Here is an 18,320-nt window from a genome sequence, read left to right as displayed (position 1 = left end):
CATCGCCTCACCGCACCACGACACCACAGGGCCCGACCGACACCACCGGTCCGCCCGCGGCGAGCGCTCCACCGTTGCAGCCTCCGTCCGTCCGCTGCCGGCACTCGCTCCTCAGGACCCGCACGTGAACCCCTCCCCCTTCGGTCTGTACGACCCTGCCCGCGAGAACTCCGATTGCGGCGTTGGCTTCATCACCCGTCTCGACGGCACCCCGAGCCACGACGTCATCGTGAAGGGCGACGAAGCGCTCTGTGCGATCCCGCATCGCGGCGGCAAGTCCTCCGAGGGGGTCGGCGACGGTGCCGGCGTCAGCATCGACCTGTCCGTGGAGTTCTTCAGCGCGCTCACCGGCGAGGAGCTCCGCGCAGGCCACTTCGGCGTCGCGAACTGCTTCGTGCCGAGCCAGCCCGACGAGCGCGACCGCGCGGTCCGCACGGTCACGGAGCAGATCGAGCAGCAGGGCTTCGAGCTCCTCCTCGTCCGCGACGTCCCGGTGGACCACTCCGTCGCCCGTCCTGAGGCCGAGCAGTACCAGCTGCCCGTCGTGCAGTGGGTCTTCCGTGCTCCGGAGGACTGGTCCCGCGACGTCGTCGACGCCGCCGCCAACCGCGCCCTGCTCGCGATCGAGGCGATCTCCTACGGCGAGGCGGCCGAGCAGCACCTCGAGCACGCCGCCCTGTCGCCGCTGTCCCTGAGCGCGCGCACGCAGGTGCTCAAGGGCCGCCTGAACTCCGGCGAGGTCATCGGGTACTTCACCGACCTCAGTGACCCCCGGCACTCCGTCCGGACGCTGTACTTCCACACCCGCTTCTCGACGAACACCGAGCCGCACCCGACGATGGCGCAGCCGTTCCGCCTGATGGCACACAACGGCGAGCTCAACACCGACCGGAAGAACCGCCTCTCCGACGAGGCGCTCGCCCGAGCACGCACGCGCAGCATCGTCCGTCCACCAGGACAGTCCGACTCGAGCCGCCTCGACCAGACCCTGCAGAGCCGCGTGTTCGACGACGGCCTGGAGATCGTCGAGGCCGTCGTGTCGCTCATGCCGCCGGCGTGGGAGAACGACCGCACGCTGACGGACGACGTCCGGGCGATGCTCGAGTACTTCTCGCTGTACGAGGAGAAGAACGACGGGCCCGCCGCCGTGATCTTCAGCGACGGCGACGTCGTCGGTGCCCGACTCGACCGCCTGGGACTCCGCCCGCTGCGCACGGTCGAGACGGCCGAGTACCTGATGGTGTCGTCCGAGGCCGGTCAGGTCACGTTCCCGGACGACGAGGTCGTGCACCGTGGCCGCATCGAGGCCGGCGGCATGCTCGTCGTCGACCACCGCACCGGCACGCAGATGCGCACCGGCGAGGTCCTCGAGATGCTCGCCGCCCGCCGCGACTACGGCACGCTGCTCGACGACGCCCGGGTGAACCTGGACGACCTGCCCGCGCCGGACTACGACCGCACCACGAACACCCTCGGCTACGACGGCGACCTGTCGCTGCAGGGCCGCTACGTGGCGTACTCGCTGAACCAGGAGAGCTTCCGGTTCATGCTCGACCCGATGCTGCAGAACGGCTCGGAGCGGATCTCGGCGATGGGCTACGGCAACGCCATCAACGCCCTCAGCGACACCGAGGGCGGCATGGCGAAGTACTTCTCGCAGCGCTTCGCCCAGGTGACGAACCCGCCGCTGGACTCCATCCGCGAGGCCGACGGCATGAGCATGCGCGTCGCCCTCGGAGCCAAGCCGGACGGCACGGGCGCGCAGACCCGGCAGCTCGTCGTGCAGTCCCCGATCCTCGGGCACCTCGACATGGTGCGGCTCCGCGACCAGGACATCGTGCCGCTCGAGCGCTTCGACATGCTCTACGTCCCCGTCCTCGGTGACGAGCAGGCCAACGCCGACGCGGTGCGCACCGCGACCGAGCGGCTCGCCGACGCGGTCATGGCGTTCGCCGAGCAGCGGGGCGGGATCGCGGTGCTGACCGACCGCAGCGTCTCGAGCACCTCCGCCGCGCTCCCCGTGATCCTCGCCGTCGCGGCGGTGAACCAGCGCCTCATCGAGACGGGCCTGCGCCTGCGCGTCTCGGTCGTCGCGGAGAGCGGTCAGCTCCCCTCGTCCCACCACGTGGCGACGGTGCTGGGCTTCGGCGCGGCAGCGGTGTACAGCCTGTCCGCGCGGCTCCGTGCCGAGGAGAAGTACCCGGCAGCCCCGGCACCGGCCGGCGAGCTCACCGCCACCGACCAGGCGCTGAAGCAGTTCAGGAAGGCAGCCGAGAAGGCCCTCGCGAAGACGATGGGCCGTGTCGGGCTCTGCACCGCGGAGAGCTACATCGGTGGCGAGTTCTTCGAACCGAACTACCTCGACACCCGCGACGACCTGTTCGCCCGGGTCTTCCCGCACATGGACGCCCCGGTCGGTGGTGTCGGGTTCGCCCGCATCGCCCAGGCGGCGACGGACTGGCACGAGCGCGCGCGGAGCGTGCAGGGCGACGCCCAGGTCCCGCTCCTCGGGCTCTTCAAGGAACGTTCCGACGGTGCCGGGCACTCGTTCGGCGTCGCGAGCGTGCGCGGCTTCGGCGGCATGACCGAGGAGCGTCCGTCCTTCGAGCGCTCCGGCGACTCGGAAGCGCTCCGGCTCCTGACGCTCGGGCAGCTCGACGACGCGTTCGGCATCTCCGACGCCGCGTACCGGAACACCGGCTACGACCGGCTGAGCGACGCCGAGATCGACGCCTTCCGCACGACTCCTGGCTACCGGACGTTCCTGCAGACCACGCACGAGGAGCGCTCGCGCCGCCCGAGCGCGCTCCGCGACGTGCTCGCGCTCCCCGCCGACGTGACCGGCATCGACACGGCAGAGGACTTCGCCCGCGAACTCGGCCGCTTCTCGCTGACCGGCAACAGCAGCGTCACGGTGCGCGGGCTGCTCGGCTCACGGGTCGGCGACGCCGTGCCGGGAGGCCCGGATCGGTTCCGTCTGCGGCTCACGTCCGCCGGACCGTCGGGTGCAGATCGCCACACGGCTCTCGCAGCGGGCCTCGCCCTGCTCTTCCCCGGCCAGGTCGACGTCGACGACGTCGACGACACCCAGGTGACGCTCCGCGCCACCGGGTTCGCGGTCGACCTCCTCGGACTCCTGGAGAGCGCGCCGGAGAGCGTCGAGCTCGACGACGTCCAGCCGGCGCACGAGATCACCAGGACGCTGGCGTCGGGTGCGATGAGCCACGGGGCGCTCGTCGCCACCGCGCACGAGGCGGTCGCGCACGGCACGAACATGGTCGGCGGCATGTCGAACAGCGGTGAGGGCGGCGAGCACCACTCCCGCTACGGCACCATCCGTGGCTCCCGCATCAAGCAGTTCGCCTCCGGTCGCTTCGGCATCTGGGCGGGCTACCTCGCCGACCCCATGCTCGAGGAGCTCGAGATCAAGATCGGCCAGGGTGCCAAGCCCGGCGAAGGCGGCCAGCTGCCGGCGCCGAAGGTCACGGTCGACATCGCCGCTGCCCGTGGTGGCACCCCCGGCGTCGAGCTCATCTCGCCGCCGCCGCACCACGACACGTACTCGATCGAGGACCTCGCGCAGCTCATCCACGACTGCAAGGCCGCCCGTGTCCGGGTGATCGTGAAGCTGGTGTCCTCCGAGGGCATCGGCACCATCGCCGTGGGTGTCGCGAAGGCCGGCGCCGACGTCATCAACGTCGCCGGGAACACCGGCGGCACGGGGGCTGCTGCCGTCACGAGCCTGAAGTACGCGGGCCGCTCCGCGGAGATCGGCGTGGCCGAGGTCCACCAGGCCCTCGTCGCGAACGGCCTCCGGCAGAAGGTCACGCTCCGCTGCTCCGGCGCGCACCAGACCGGCAGCGACGTCGTCACGAGCGCGCTCCTCGGCGGCGACAGCTTCGAGTTCGGCACCACCGCGCTGATGATGCTCGGCTGCGTGATGGCGAAGAACTGCAACGTGAAGTGCCCTGCCGGTCTCACCACGAACGCCGAGGCGTTCGAGGGGGACCCCCGCGCGCTCGCGCAGTACCTGCTGAACATCGCGCACGACGTCCGGCAGATCCTCGCCCGCCTCGGCCTGCGCTCCCTGCGCGAGGCCCGCGGTCGTACGGATCTGCTGCAGCTCCTCGACCACCCGGCGAGCGTGGGACGGCTGGACGTGCGGAACCTGCTCGCGCAGGTGCCCGAGAAGGTCGTCACCGACCCCGAGTACCTGGAGAAGGACTTCCGCACCGACGACGCGCTCATCGAACGGGTCCGCACGGCGCTCCTGACCCACCACGAGCACTCCGTCACCATCGACGGCGTGCTCCTCGGCAACGCCGACAAGTCGGTCGGCGGCCAGTTCGGCATCGACGTCGAGCGGATCCTCAACCACGAGCTCCGCGACGCGTCGTTCGAGGACGTCCCCGCCGTCACCACGGACGACCGCGGTCGCCGTCGCCTGGTCGACGGTGCCGTGACGATCCGCACGAGCGGCGCCGCCGGGCAGTCCTACGGCGTCTTCAACAACGACGGCGTCCTGCTGGAGCACACCGGCACGGCGAACGACGGTGTCGGCAAGAGCCAGAGCGGCGGCCGCATCGTCGTGCGCGCGCCGGGCGGCGGCAGCGCCGAACGCGGTGGGAACGTCCTCATCGGCAACTTCGCGCTGTTCGGCGCCACCGGTGGGCGCACGTTCGTCGAGGGCGAGGCCGGCGACCGGTTCGCCGTCCGGAACTCCGGCGCGACCGCGGTGGTCGAGGGCCTCGGCGACTTCGGCTGCGAGTACATGACGGGCGGCGCGGTGTTCAACCTCGGCGGCTTCGGCAAGGGGCTCGGGAACGGCATGTCCGGCGGCTTCCTCTACCAGTACGACCCGTCCGGGCAGGTCACCGAGCGCGCCAGCACCGACTCGCTCCTGGTCTTCCCCGTCACCGACACCGAGCGCGGCGCGTTCCACGAGGACGCGGCACGACTGCTCCTCGCGTGGCACCTCGAGGCGACCGGCTCCGAGCTCGCGAGCCGGCTGCTGGCCGACTGGGACACGACCCGCACGCACGTGTTCGTCGGCATGCCCCGTGCGCTCCTGCTCACGCAGGACGCCGAGGCGATCCTGGCGGCCGCGACGAGGAACGAACTGCTCGACGAGCTCGCCACGTCGACCGCGACGGACAAGCTCCGCGCGTTCAAGGTCGACTACCGCGACCGCCGCACCGTGCTCGACGGCCGTGCCCCGGCGCTCGGGGACCAGGGCGACGACATGTTCTCGCTGCTGTCGTCGTACACGGTGCTCGGCGCCGCGCAGGACATCGCGCTCGAACGGGTCCCCGGCGCGACGGACCCGAACGACCCCCGCGTCGCCGAGGCCGTCAAGAACCTCGTCCTGACCGAGGACTTCTTCGTGAAGCAGCGCGTCGTGAAGTACCTGCGCGGCACGCTCGAGAAGTTCGCGGACGACGAGCTCGCCACCCTCATCGCGATCAAGCGACTCGACGACTACAAGCGTGCGCTCACGCAGCGGAACAACCGCAGCATGGACGCACCGGGAACGACCGGCTGGATCATGCACCAGAACGCCAAGAACGACGGACGCGTCCGCGCGGCACGCTTCGACGAGCTGCTCGCCACCGCGGCGCTCGAGGACATCGCCCGCCGCGCTCCCGAGGCCCCTGCCGAGGCGGTGACCGCGTGACCCTGCTGCCCCCGACCGGCTCGCTGATCCCGGTCGACGCCCCGTTCTCCGCTGCCCAGGAGTCCTGGCTCGCCGGGTTCATCGCGGGGATCGCCGCCGCAGGCAAGAAGTCCCAGGCGCCGGCGCCGACCACGACGGTCGACGTGCTGTTCGGCACCCAGACCGGCAACGCCGAGTTCCTGGCGGACCAGCTCGTCGCCGGTGCGCGTGCCCGCGGACTCGGTGGGCGGACCACGGCGCTCGACGACGTCTCCCCCGAGCAGCTCGCCGGGATGTCGCACGTGCTCGTCGTCACCTCGACGTACGGCGAGGGCGAGATGCCCGACAACGCCGGCCTGTTCTGGGACGCGATCCAGTCCGACGCCACCCCGCGGCTGGAGGGACTGCAGTTCGCGGTCCTCGGGCTCGGCGACAGCGGGTACGACGAGTTCTGCCAGGCCGGCAAGCTCCTCGACACCCGGTTCGAGCAGCTCGGTGCCACCAGGATCCACGACCGCGTCGACTGCGACGTGGACTTCGAGGACCCCGCGGCCCTCTGGACCGCCGGCGTCCTCGACCGCATCCAGGCCCAGACCGGCGCGGACGGGGCACCGGGCGCGACCGCAGCCACCTGGGCCGGCGCGACCAGCGACGCGACCGCAGCCGGCGGGGCGGGCGCGAGCCGAGCCTCCAGGCCGGGTTCTCAGTGGAACAAGCGCAACCCGTACCGTGCTCGCCTGGTGGAGAACCGGCTGCTCTCCGACCCGCGCAGCGCGAAGGAGATCCGCCACTACGAGTTCGACCTCGGCGACAGCGGCATCACGTACGCCGCAGGAGACGCACTCGCGGTCGTGCCGCGCAACGACGACGCCCTCGTGTCGGAGCTGCTGGACCACCTCGGCGCCACCGGCGACGAGCGGTTCGACGGTCGGGCCGTCGTCGACGTGCTCCGCGACGACCGGGAGATCCGGACGCCGTCGAAGGACCTCGTCGCGGACCTCGTGCAGCGTGCCCCGGCCAGCGAGCTCGCGGCGGTCGTCGCGCACGGCGACAAGCGCGAGCTGGACCGCTGGCTCTGGGGCCGTGACGTGCTCGACCTGCTCCGTGACGCCGGCCCTGCTGCACCCGGGTTGGACGAGCTCCTGCCGTTCCTCCGGCCGCTGCAGGCCCGCCAGTACTCGATCTCGTCGAGCCCGCTCGCGCACCCGGGCCGGATCCACCTGACGATCGCCTCCGTCCGGTACGGCGACGTGAACCGACGGCACTCCGGCGTCGCGTCCACGCACCTGGCCGACCGGGTTGCGGTCGGCGACGAGGTCGGCGTGTACCTGCAGCCGAACGCCGCGTTCAGCGTCCCCGCCGATGACGCCGCACCGCTCATCATGGTCGGCCCCGGGACCGGCATCGCGCCGTTCCGCGGGTTCCTCCACGAGCGGGCCGCCCGCAGCGCCACCGGGCGCAACTGGCTGTTCTTCGGCGACCAGCACCGCGACACCGACTTCGTGTACCGGGACGAGCTCTCGGCACTGCAGGAGCAGGGCGTCCTCACCCGCATGGACCTGGCGTTCTCGCGTGACCAGGCAGAGAAGGTCTACGTGCAGACCCGGATGCGCGAGCAGTCCAGGGAGCTCTACGCGTGGCTCGAGGACGGTGCGACGTTCACCGTGTGCGGCGACGCGTCACGGATGGCGAAGGACGTCGAGACGGCCCTGCTGCAGGTCATCGCGACCGAACGCGGCAAGGGCGACGACGACGCCGCCGAGTACCTCGCCGACCTGCGTCGCGCGAAGCGGTACGTCCGCGACGTGTACTGAGCGGGGCCGCCGTCCCGGCCTTCGGAACCCGAATCCTCGGGCGGGACGGCGACCCCGACCGCCCGGCGCCTGCGGGGAGCCCCCTGATCCGGGTCTCCCCCGTCGTCGCGGCGCCCTGAGCCGACGACGACGGGAACATCGAGCGGTCATTGCACCGTACTGGGATTCACCTGTGGGTGGTAGCCGTTGACTGCCGAGACGCCGGCGAGTCCCCGAGACGGAGCCGGTTCCGGCGGCGTCTCGGCGGGAGCGCGGCGTCTCTGCGGTCAGCTGCGCGCCTCGTAGTGCCGTGCGCCGCCGAGCACACCGGCGAACCGGAACGGGGCGGTGGTCACGCGCGGACGCTCGACGTCGTCGCTCGTCGCGGCTCCCGTCGCGTGCAGGGCCCGGTACTCCGCGACCGTCAGCGGGACGCGGGCGTCCAGCGCCGCGCGCACGGAGCCGTCACGACGGTGCTGCCGGTACTCGGGGCGGACGATGCCCGTCAGCATCTCGCCGACACTGCCGGAGCCGTAGCTGAACATGCCGATCCGCTTGCCGGCGAGGTCGTCGTCGAGGTCGAGGAGGGCGGCGAGCGCGATCCAGAGCGAGGCCGTGTACGTGTTGCCGACCTGCCTGTTGTACGTGAAGCCCGTCACCAGCTCGGACTCGTCGAACTCCGCGCCGACGTGCTGCGTGAGCTTCCGGTGTGCCTTGAGCGCCATCTTCGTGAACGGCTGGTGGTGCACGAACCGGTCGATGTCGTCGAACGCCGGGCCGCCGCGTGCCGCCAGGTCGTCCCAGGCGCCGATGAAGGCGTCCACGTAGGCACTGACCGACAGACGGCCGTCGACCAGGGCGGTCGAGCGGTCGTTCGGACGCCAGAAGTCGTCGACGTCGGCGGTGAACACCCCGGACAGCGGCTCGATCTCGATCAGGTCGGGGTCGGCGGCGACGAGGATCGCGACCGCGCCTGCGCCCTGCGTGGGCTCGGCGGCGGTGTCGACGTCGTAGCGGGCGACGTCCGCGGCGATCACGAGCACACGCTCGCGGGGGTCCCGCGCGACGATGCCGAGTGCGAGCTGCAGCGCGGCGGTCCCGCCGTAGCAGGCCTGCTTCAGCTCGACCACGCGGGCGTTCGTCGGGAGCCCGAGCAGTCCGTGCACGAACACGCCCGCGGCCTTCGACTGGTCGATGCCGGACTCCGTGGCGAAGAGCACCGTGCGGATGCCCTCCGAACCGTGCCGGTCGACGACCTGCTTCGCGGCGGCCGCCCCCATCGTGACGATGTCCTCGTCCGGAGCGGGCACGCTGAAGGCGTCCTGGCCGATGCCGACGTGGTACTTCGCCGGGTCCACGCCGAGCTGCACGGCCAGGTCGTCGAGTTCGAGCACGTGGTGCCCGGTCGCGACCGCGATGTCGTGGATGCCGATGCCGGTCATGCCGTCTCTTCTCTCCGAGCAGTACCCCGCTCCATGGCGACGTGGGCCGCCATGAGCTCACCGGGGTTGGTCTGTGCGGCGAGCAGGGAGAGCTCGCCGCAGAGGACGGTCGCGGCGCAGAGGCCGGCGAGCCGTCGGGCGTTCGCGCCGGGTTCGCGGTCCTCGCGGCAGCCGAGGCGCACCAGGGCGTCCTCGACCACGGGCAGGTCGTTGCCCTTGCCGTTGCCGACCGTCCCGACGATGAGGTGCGGCAGCGAGCACGAGAAGTACAGGTCGTCGCCGCGGGCCTCGGCGAACGTGATGCCCTGGGAGCCCTCGACGATGTTCGCGGCGTCCTGTCCCGTCGCCAGGTAGAACCCGAGGAGCATGTTCGCGTAGTGGGCGTTGGCGGAGCGCAGGGCACCCGCGATCGTGGAGCCGACCAGGTTCTTCGCCGTGTTCAGCTCGACGATCCGCTCGGTCGAGGACTTCAGGAACCGCTCGACGACCATGCCTGGCAGGACGATCTCGGCGATCGTGTTCCGCCCGCGGCCACGGATGCCGTTCACCGCCGTCGCCTTCTTGTCGGAGCAGAAGTTGCCGGAGATCGACACGTAGGACAGCTCGGGGTGCCAGCCGAGGATCGTCGGCAGCAGCGTGTCGGCGGCCTGCGTGACCATGTTGTGGCCGGAGGCGTCACCCGTGGTGAACGCGAAGCGCAGGAAGAGCAGGTCCCCGACGATCTCCGGGTGCACCTCGATGAGCTTCGCGAAGCGGCTCTGCCCGGCGACGACCGCCTCGAGTTCCGGCTGCCGCGCGAGGATCTGTCCGGCCGCGATATGTGCGGCGGCGGCGCTCGTGGCACGCACGACGACGGAGCGGGTCATGCGCTCGTCGACGACGGTCGAGACGATGCCGCCCTCGACCATGCGCGAGATCCGGGCCCCGCGGCCGACGGACGGCCACAGCGGCGACTCGTACGTCGCGAGGGGTACCTCGTGCTCGCCCTCGACGGCGTTGCCGCTCACCCGGAGCGGACCGACCCAGCGTGTGGGGATCGGGGTCTGCGTGATGGTCTTGTCGCTCATTCGACGGTGCTCATTCGATCGGGCCTTCCGGGGGTTGCACGGCGACGGTGAGGTGCCGGATGTCGTGCGCCTCCCACTCGCGGAGGATCCCGGCGGTGTCGCGCTCCGCGGTGTCGCTCGTCGTGGGGACGAGGGCGATGCCGCAGTCGCCGCCGCCGGCTCCTGACGGCTTCGCCGCCCCGCCGGCACGCTCGACGACGTCGCACAGGGTGGTCAGGCGCTCGGTCTCGATGCTGGACCCGACGGAGTCGCCGAGGCGCTGCATCAGGCCGCGGGCGCGCCGCAGGGCGTCCAGTGTGCGCGCGGCGTCGCCGGTCTGGAGGCCCGTGGTCAGGTCGTCCACGCAGGCCCGGCTGTCGTCGAGGAACGCCTGGTACCCGCCGTTCCGGTGTCGCCGCACCACGCCCACGAGCTTCGTGGTGGACGCCGGCGAACCGGTCCAGCCGACGAGCAGGCGCAGGTTCTCGGGAGCAGGCAGGCGCTGGACGTCGAAGCCGTCCCAGGCTTCCGCGTCGTGCAGGATCTCCGACACGGTGCGCACGTCGAGCTGCGATGCCAGACGTTCGCGGTCGGGGGCGCTGTAGCGGAGCCACCCGCCGAACGTGCTGGCGGCCAGGTCCCCGCCGGACGCGCGGGGGTTCACCCGGATGGTCGCGAGCATGGCGACCTGGAAGCGCTGGCGCTGCGAGAGCCCCAGGCCGTAGAAGCGGTCGAGTGCGCCGATGGTGGCGACGGTCACGGCTGCGGACGAGCCGAGCCCGAACTTCCGGCCGCTGGCGTCGTCGAGCTGACTGGAGATGCGGAGGTCGTGGAAACGCGGTTCGATGCCGAGCTCCCCGCGGAGCTTCTCGACGAGGTCGATCGTCGCCATCACGTAGTCGTACGGGTGGTGTTCCCGGTCCAGCGCGATGCCGTCCTCGGCGCGGGTCCACGTCAGCGGCAGGTGCCCGTACTCCTCCGAGTGCACGCTGCCGGCACCGTGCCCCTCGGCGACACGGGCCGTGATGGCGCGGTCGAGCGCGATGATGACGGAGGGCTGCCCCGGCTCGACGACGGCGTACTCCCCCGCGACGAACAGCTTGCCGTGGGCACGGAACTCGATCACTCGGCGGACTCCTTCTGGTCGGGGTGGCTCCCCGTTCCTTCGGAGCGGACGACGTGAGCGGCTGGTCCGGTGCCGGACTCGATGACGTCCCCGAAGCCCGCGAGCGCACCGGCGACGGCACCGCGGTCCTCCGGCTTCGTGAGCACGACGACGTTCGGCCCGGCGTCGGCCGTGGCGTACGCCTCGGTGCCGGCGGCGCGGAGCTCGGCGACGGCGTCGAACACGGCGACGCTGCGGGCGTTCAGGTAGCGGATCGGGGGGAACGAGCCCTCGATCGTCGCGTGCATCCGGAGCGCGTTGCTCTCGGTGAGCTCGCCGACCCGCGTGAAGTCCCCGGCGGCGCAGGCGTCGAGCATGTCACCGACGGTCTCCGTCGTCGACGTGACCCATGCCGGGTAGAACGGCGACGTCGCGATCGTCCGGCGCATCGCCTCACGCGAACCGATCTCCTTCGGCCCGGCGTCGATCGTCACGACGACCATCGCCATCGGCGGCGCCGGGATCGTCTCCGCGTACGACCCCTGGTCGTCGCCGGCGTGCCAGACCGACACGCCTCCGGGGATCGAGCGCGTCGCCGATCCCGATCCACGGCGCGCGAGGCGGGACAGGTCACGCTCGGACAGGTCGAGGCCGTACGCGGCGGCGGCTGCGGTCGCGAGCGCGGCGAAGCCGGACGCGCTCGACGCCAGGCCGGCACCGGTCGGGACCTCGTTCGTCGACTCGACGAGCGCGCGCGCATCGCTGCCCGCCAGCTGCCGGACGATCTCGAGGAAGCGCTGGACACGCGTCAACGCTCCGTCGTCGGCGACGTGACCGTTCAGGACGAACGCATCACGAGCCTCCTTCCCGTCCACCAGCGTGACCGTGGTGGTCGTCGGGAAGACGTCGAGGCCCATCGAGACGCTGCCCGTCGCGGGCAGCGCGAGGTCGGCGTCCGCCTTGCCCCAGTACTTCACGAGTGCGATGTTGGGGTGCGCGACGGCGGTGGCAGTGCTCAAGCGCGGTCTCCGATCCGAGTGGTCCAGGTGGCGGCGGCGCCGCTGCCGCGGAGCGCGACCGCGATGCGGTCCGCGTGCTCGCCGTCCGCGGCGAGTGCGAGGACGCAACCGCCCCGCCCACCGCCGGTGAGCTTCGCGCCGAGGGCGTCCGCGCTGCGCGCGGCGCCGACGAGCCGGTCGAGGTCATCACTCGACACGTCGAGGGTGGTGAGCAGTTCGTGCGCGGCGTCCATCGTGGCACCGAGGGCCTGTGCGTCGCCATCCCCGAGTGTCCCCCGGGCCCGTCGCGACAGCTCGCCGATCTGCTCGATGACCGCGTCCACCGCTCCGGGGTCGCGGTCGTGCCGCTCGCGGACCGACGTCACGGCCTCGCGCGTGTGGCCGGGCACACCCGTGTCGGCGATCACGAAGACGAATTCACCGGTCACCTCGACCGGTTCGATGCGGCCGCCCTCGAACCACACCGGGACGTCCGCGACGACACCTCGCGCGTCGAGCCCGGACGGTCGGCCGTGGGCGACGCGCTCGCACTCCTGGATGAGTTCGTGGTGCGTCTCCTGGTCGAGGACGACGCCGAGGGCATCGGCGACCGCTGCGGTCACGGCGGCGGCGACCGCTGCGCTCGACCCCATGCCCCGCGCCGTCGGGACGTCGCTGTCCACCCGGACGTGGAACTGCTGCCCGGTCTCGCCGAGGTGGCGCAGCGTGGCGGTCACGGCCGTCACGGTCGGCATGACGGCGGCCGGAGCGAGGTCCAGGGGGCCGGTGTGCACCGCGGACTCGAGGTGGTGTCCGGTGCCGCCCGGGATCGGCGTCACGGTCGCCGTGACCAGCACGTCGTTCGCCGGCAGCACGAGCGCGGGTGCGCCGTAGACCACGGCGTGCTCGCCGATCAGGATCGTCTTGCCGTGGGACGACGACGATCCGACTCGAGGCGTCGTTGTTCGTGCTGTGGCTGGGTGGTTGCTGGTCATCGTTGGTGTGGCCAGCCTAATCGTCGTTCGTGTCATTCCGCTCAAGCGACGGCCGTACGCTGATCCGGTGGACGACTTCGAGACCGGCACGCACGACATCGACGGTGTCCCCGTGTGGTTCCGCACGCGAGCCGGTTCGGGGCCGTCCGCACCGAAGCTCGTCTTCCTGCACGGCGGCGTCTCGGACGGTCGGGTGTTCGACCCGATCCTCGCTCGCCTCGACCCGTCGTTCGCGGTCTGGACGTACGACCGACGTGGGCACGGACGGACGCCGGACACCGACGAGCCGCTCGGCTTCGCCTCGATGGTGTCCGAAGCGGCGGCCCTTGTCGACGACCGCATCGGAGGCCCCGTCCACGTGGTCGGGCACAGCGACGGCGCGAACACGGCACTGCTGCTCGCGATCGCCCGACCGGACCTGGTCGCGTCGGTCTCGGCGTTCTCCGGCAACCTCGATCCGTCCGGGTACCAGCCGGGTTCGGTCACGGCCGAGGAGCTCGACGAGGCGATCGGGGACGACTGGGCGGCGATCGCCCCGCAGGACCGCTCGTACTTCCCGGTCATCGCCGCCAAGACCGTCGAGCTGTGGTCGACCGAGCCCCGCATGACCGCCGAGGACGTCGCACGGATCACGGCCCCGGTGCTCGTCGCCGCCGGGGAGGACGACGTCGTCCGGCCGGAGCACACACGGGCGATCCACGAGGCGATCAAGGGCTCCCGGCTCGTGATCGTGCCCGGCACCGGCCACATGCTCGTCGAGGACCAGGCCGCGACGTGCGCCACGCTGATCGAGGAGACGGTCGTCCGCGCCCGAGCGTGACCGCGACGGAGCGCCGCACTGCGCCGTCACATCGGAAAGGTTGTGCACAACTCGGTTGCGTGCAATGCTTGGGGCATGCCGGTGACCGACGAGATGGTGTGCTTCTCGCTCTACGCGGCGACCCGGGCGACGACCCAGGCGTACCGCACGATGCTCGAGCCGTGGGGCCTGACGTACCCGCAGTACCTCGTCCTCGTGACCCTCTGGGTGGAGGGCGACCAGACCGTCTCGACCCTCGGCGACCACCTACAGCTCGACTCCGGCACACTGTCGCCGCTGCTCCGTCGCATGGAGCAGTCCGACCTGGTCCGCCGCGAACGCCGCAGCAGCGACGAGCGCGTCGTGACCGTGACCACCGGCGAACGCGGCCGGTCGATCCGCGCCGAGCTCGCCGACGTCCCCGGGCGCATCGCCGCCGGCATGGGACTCACCGACGCCGACGCCGCCACCGACCTCATCCGCACCCTGCAGCGCCTCACCGAGACGATGCACGCGGTCGCCAGCCCCGCGGCGACCGCTCCCGCGGACCACTGACCTCACGAAGGAAAGGAACCACATGGACGTCCTCTACACCGCAGAGGCCCTCGCCACCGGCGAAGGCCGCAACGGCCACGTGACCACCAGCGACGGCACGGTCGACTTCGACCTCGCCATCCCGAAGGAGATGGGCGGCTCCGGCAACGGCGCGAACCCCGAGCAGCTGTTCGCCGCCGGCTACAGCGCGTGCTTCCACTCCGCACTGCAGGGTGTCGCCCGCGCGCAGAAGGTGAAGATCACCGACTCGTCCGTCGGCGGTCGCGTGCAGATCGGCCCGAACGGCCAGGGCGGCTACCAGCTCGCCGTCACGCTCGAGGTCGTCATCCCCGGCATGGACCACGACCAGGCCCAGGCCCTCGCCGACGCCGCACACCAGGTCTGCCCGTACTCGAACGCGACGCGCGGCAACATCGACGTCACGATCACCGTCTCGGAGGACTAGTCCATGACCGACACCACCATGCGCGCCGTCGTCCACGACACCTTCGCCGAACCCGCCGAGGTCCTCCACGTCGAGGAGCGTCCGGTCCCCACGCCCGGCGCCGGCGAGGTCCTCGTCCGCACGGTCCTCTCCCCGATCCACAACCACGACCTCTGGACCGTCCGCGGCACCTACGGCTTCAAGCCGGAGCTGCCCGCCGCATCCGGCACCGAAGCCCTCGGCGTCGTGGAGGCCCTCGGCGACGGCGTGACGAACCTGCAGGTCGGCCAGCGCGTCGCCGGCGGCGCGTTCGGCGTCTGGGCGGAGTACTATACCGCCAAGGCCTCCGGGCTCGTCCCGGTGCCCGACGCGATGACGGACGAAGCCGCGGCACAGCTCGTCTCGATGCCGTTCAGCGCGATCAGCCTGCTGCACTCCCTCGACCTGCACGAGGGTGACTGGCTCATCCAGAACGCCGCGAACGGTGCCGTCGGCCGCATGGTCGCGCAGCTCGGCAAGGCGCGCGGGATCAACGTCATCGGTCTGGTGCGTCGCGCCGCCGGTGTCGAGGAGCTCCGTGCACAGGGCATCGAGCGCATCGTCGCCACGGACGCGGAGGACTGGAAGGACCAGGTCACCGCGATCACCGGTGGCGCTCCGATCGTCGCGGGCGTCGAGTCGGTCGGTGGCAAGGCCGCCGGTGACATCGCGTCCGTGCTCGGCGAGGACGCCACGCTCGTCGTCTTCGGCGCGATGGCGTCGCCGACGCTCGAGATCCCGTCGGGCAAGGTCATCTTCGGCCAGCTCACCGTCAAGGGCTTCTGGGGCAGCGTGGTCTCACGCACGATGCCCGCCGAGACGAAGCAGCAGCTCTTCGGCGAGCTCATCACGCGGGTGCTCGACGGCTCGCTGACGCTCCCCGTCGCGGAGACCTTCGCGTTCGAGGACGTCCAGGACGCGGTCCGCGCGTCGGACACCGCCGGCCGGGTCGGCAAGGTCCTGTTGCGCCCGTAACGCGGCCACAGGACGGACGGGCGCGCCCCGCTTGGCGGCAACGCGAAGCGTTGCGCGGGGCGCGCCGACCGAGCCTGCGAGGGAGGGGTGCCAGCTGGCACCGTGCCTCCCGTCCGTCGTCTGGTCGGGATCCGTCTTCCTACGCGCGATCCATCCGACTGTCGGGCACCAGCGCGCGCAACGCGTCCGACGCTCCGAGCCAGCCGACCGGCCGCCCGGATCCGTCGACCACCGGCAGCCCCACCGTCTCGGTGGCGTCGACGACATCGGTGACGACGGCCTCGAGCGCGGAGTCCGCGGGGACCGCGCGGACGTCGGCGACCACGTCGACGACCGAGCGCGAGGCGAAGCCGACGTCCCCCAGCACGGCGTCCCCGACGGACCTCGCGGAGACCACCCCGGCGAACTGCCCGTCGACACCGACGACCACGACCGGGTTGCCGCCGGAACCCTCCAGCACCTCGAGCGCCTGCGCGGCGGTCGCCTCGGTCGTCAGCACGTCGCCGAGCGGCCGCGCCGACGACCCGGCCGTCGTCCCCGAACGCCGAGGAGGCTCCACCGCCGAGTCCGTCAGGTCCACCCCGCGTCGACTGAGCTTGAGCGTGTAGATCGTGTCGCGCGAGAGCGCCCGCGACACGGCGGTGGCGATCACGATCGCGACGAACACGGGCAGGATCAGCGCGTAGTCACCGGTCAGCTCGAACAGCATGATGCCGGCGGTGATCGGCGCACGGGTCGACCCGGCGAAGACCGAAGCCATGCCGACCACGGCGAAGGCCGCCACCTGCCCGCGCATGGACGGATCGACCATCGCGACCACTTCGCCGAAGGCGGCTCCCGTCATCGCGCCGACGAAGAGCGACGGCGCGAACACGCCTCCCGACCCGCCGATGCCGAGGGTCAGTGACGTCGCCAACACCTTCCCGATCACGAGCACCGCCAGGAACCCGATCGCGTACTCGCCGCCGACGCCCCGCTCGAGCACCGGGTAGCCGACGCCGTACATCTGCGGCAGGACGAGGAGCAGGAGCCCGAGCAGCAGGCCGCCAGCGACCGGCCGGAGCCACTCCGGCCCCTTCGTGGCCCGCCAGAGCACGCCGCAGAGGTCCTCGACGAGGTACAGCACCCGCGCGAAGCCGATGCCGATCGCGCCCGCGAGGAGCCCGAGCAGCGCGAAGAGCAGGTATTCGGGCGGGGTGATGGACCCGATCGCGGGCAGGTGCAGGAACGCGGTGTCGCCGAACGCCGCACGGCCGATGAGCGCTGCCGTGACGCTCGCGATGGCGACGGCGCCGAACGAGGTCGGCGTGAAGTCGCGGAGCAGGAGCTCGAGCGCGAAGAAGACCCCGGCGACGGGGGCGTTGAACGTCGCCGAGATCCCGCCGGCCGCCCCGCACGCCACGAGCGTCCGCAGCCGGACCTCTGGCATCCGCATCCAGCGGCCGATCGTGGAACCGAGTGCCGAGCCGATCTGGATGATCGGCCCCTCACGACCCACCGAGCCGCCGGCCCCGATGCAGATCGCGCTCGCGACGGCCTTCACGACCGCGACGCTCCCGCGGATCCTGCCACCGTTCCTGGCGACGGCGAACATCACCTCGGGGACGCCGTGGCCGCGCGCCTCACGGGCGAAGCGCTGGATCAGCGGCCCGTAGAGCAGACCGCCGACGGCCGGCGCGAGGACGACGAAGCCGGCCCCGAGCCACGGCACCCACTGGTTCGCGGGGTTCCCGTGCGTGGCGGAGTAGTCGGCGTGGCCGCTGAAGACCCACGTGGCGTGCTCGATGAGCCATCGGAAGACGACGGCAGCCACGCCGGCCCCTGCTCCGACGACGAGGGCGGGAATCGCGAGCCGGACGGCGGCACCGCCGAAGCGCGTTCCGGCGCGGTGGAGGTGTGGGCGGGTGACGGCGTGTGTGGACACGGTCCTCCAGGGTCAGTTGCATGGACACAACGATTGTACTCATGCAATGAACCTGGACCGGCTCGGCGGTTCCGGGACGCCTCGTCAGCCGCCGAACGCCGAGATCTCCTCTGGCAGTGGCTCCCCCATCGCCCGTCGGAGCGCACCCATGCCAGCGACGACCGCGTCACGGTCGCCCTCGGGGATCCGCGCCAGGATCGCCGCGAGCTCCTGACGACGCCGCTCGCTCACCTCGCCGACCAGCTCCCGGCCCCGGTCGGTCGCGACGACGAGGACCTCTCGTCGGTTCTCCTCGCTCGAGCGACGTTCGACCCAGCCGCCCGCGACCAGCCGGTCGACGTTCCTGGTCAACGTCGACGGACCGACCGCCAATCGTTCGGCGAGGTCACCGGCGCGGGTCGGACCGAGTGTCGACACGAGGACGATCAATCGGAACTGCGGGACGGTGACGTCCTCGAGCGCCGGCGCCAGGGACCGGGCCACCACGCCGAGCAGCCCCCGTGACGCGGCCAGAAGCTCGTCGGTACCCCTGGGCGCGGTGTCAGCCATGACCCCATCTTCGCAGGCCGCCT

At 71.7% G+C, this 18,320-nt stretch carries 13 protein-coding genes; 6 read left to right on the top strand and 7 right to left on the bottom strand.

The window, feature by feature from the left end; all coding sequences use genetic code 11:
- Positions 1 to 124: 124 nt before the first annotated feature.
- Together ACEN9V_RS16090 and ACEN9V_RS16085 are read left to right on the top strand one after the other, a co-directional pair.
- Positions 125 to 5,674: a glutamate synthase-related protein gene (locus tag ACEN9V_RS16090; protein WP_413601146.1), complete on the top strand. Its 5,550-nt coding sequence runs from the start codon at positions 125 to 127 to the stop codon at positions 5,672 to 5,674.
- Complete coding sequence (locus ACEN9V_RS16085) at positions 5,671 to 7,467, top strand: sulfite reductase subunit alpha (RefSeq protein ID WP_413601145.1); 1,797 nt, start codon at positions 5,671 to 5,673, stop codon at positions 7,465 to 7,467. Before ACEN9V_RS16090 ends, ACEN9V_RS16085 begins: the two co-directional genes overlap by 4 nt.
- Positions 7,468 to 7,733: 266 nt before the next feature.
- Here ACEN9V_RS16085 and ACEN9V_RS16080 read toward each other — a convergent pair whose 3' ends face one another.
- From ACEN9V_RS16080 to mvk, 5 genes are read right to left on the bottom strand one after another with little or no spacing between them, the layout of a single operon-like run.
- Positions 7,734 to 8,888, bottom strand: a complete 1,155-nt coding sequence (locus ACEN9V_RS16080) for a hydroxymethylglutaryl-CoA synthase (RefSeq protein ID WP_413601144.1) — start codon at positions 8,886 to 8,888, stop codon at positions 7,734 to 7,736.
- Positions 8,885 to 9,955, bottom strand: coding sequence for a hydroxymethylglutaryl-CoA reductase (locus ACEN9V_RS16075; protein ID WP_413601143.1), 1,071 nt, complete (start codon positions 9,953 to 9,955; stop codon positions 8,885 to 8,887). The genes ACEN9V_RS16080 and ACEN9V_RS16075 overlap by 4 nt, the downstream gene beginning before the upstream one ends.
- Before the next feature lie 10 nt (positions 9,956 to 9,965).
- Entirely contained in the window at positions 9,966 to 11,060 is a 1,095-nt protein-coding gene (locus ACEN9V_RS16070; RefSeq protein WP_413601142.1) for a phosphomevalonate kinase, read from the bottom strand.
- Positions 11,057 to 12,058 carry a diphosphomevalonate decarboxylase gene (gene mvaD, locus ACEN9V_RS16065; protein WP_281265599.1) on the bottom strand — a complete coding sequence of 334 codons (1,002 nt, stop codon included), beginning with the start codon at positions 12,056 to 12,058 and terminating at the stop codon, positions 11,057 to 11,059. Before mvaD ends, ACEN9V_RS16070 begins: the two co-directional genes overlap by 4 nt.
- Positions 12,055 to 13,032, bottom strand: coding sequence for a mevalonate kinase (gene mvk, locus ACEN9V_RS16060; protein WP_413601141.1), 978 nt, complete (start codon positions 13,030 to 13,032; stop codon positions 12,055 to 12,057). Before mvk ends, mvaD begins: the two co-directional genes overlap by 4 nt.
- A 67-nt stretch (positions 13,033 to 13,099) precedes the next feature.
- On the opposite strand from mvk, the gene ACEN9V_RS16055 reads away from it, so the two are divergent.
- The 4 genes from ACEN9V_RS16055 to ACEN9V_RS16040 all read left to right on the top strand — a co-directional run bounded on the left by ACEN9V_RS16055 (position 13,100) and on the right by ACEN9V_RS16040 (position 15,824).
- Positions 13,100 to 13,852, top strand: coding sequence for an alpha/beta fold hydrolase (locus ACEN9V_RS16055; RefSeq protein WP_413601140.1), 753 nt, complete (start codon positions 13,100 to 13,102; stop codon positions 13,850 to 13,852).
- Positions 13,853 to 13,927: 75 nt separating this feature from the next.
- Positions 13,928 to 14,386: a MarR family winged helix-turn-helix transcriptional regulator gene (locus ACEN9V_RS16050; RefSeq protein ID WP_413601139.1), complete on the top strand. Its 459-nt coding sequence runs from the start codon at positions 13,928 to 13,930 to the stop codon at positions 14,384 to 14,386.
- Positions 14,387 to 14,408: 22 nt separating this feature from the next.
- The gene (locus ACEN9V_RS16045) at positions 14,409 to 14,831 is read left to right on the top strand and encodes an organic hydroperoxide resistance protein (protein ID WP_071300008.1); all 423 of its coding nucleotides are present in this window, start codon (positions 14,409 to 14,411) and stop codon (positions 14,829 to 14,831) included.
- An 18-nt stretch (positions 14,832 to 14,849) separates the two neighbouring features.
- On the top strand, positions 14,850 to 15,824 hold the full coding sequence (locus ACEN9V_RS16040; protein ID WP_413603075.1) for a zinc-binding dehydrogenase: 975 nt from the start codon (positions 14,850 to 14,852) through the stop codon (positions 15,822 to 15,824).
- A gap of 139 nt (positions 15,825 to 15,963) precedes the next feature.
- Here the strand turns inward: ACEN9V_RS16040 and ACEN9V_RS16035 are convergent, their stop codons facing one another.
- A complete protein-coding gene (locus tag ACEN9V_RS16035; RefSeq protein WP_413601138.1) occupies positions 15,964 to 17,748 on the bottom strand; it encodes a chloride channel protein in 1,785 nt (594 codons plus the stop codon).
- 84 nt (positions 17,749 to 17,832) lie between these two features.
- Complete coding sequence (locus ACEN9V_RS16030) at positions 17,833 to 18,297, bottom strand: MarR family winged helix-turn-helix transcriptional regulator (RefSeq protein ID WP_413601137.1); 465 nt, start codon at positions 18,295 to 18,297, stop codon at positions 17,833 to 17,835.
- Positions 18,298 to 18,320 lie beyond the last annotated feature (23 nt).

Source organism: Curtobacterium sp. Curtsp57, from assembly GCF_047324335.1.
Classification (GTDB): Bacteria; Actinomycetota; Actinomycetes; order Actinomycetales; family Microbacteriaceae; genus Curtobacterium.
Note: the sequence above shows the minus strand (reverse complement) of the source record. Positions and strands in the feature narration are given on the sequence as shown.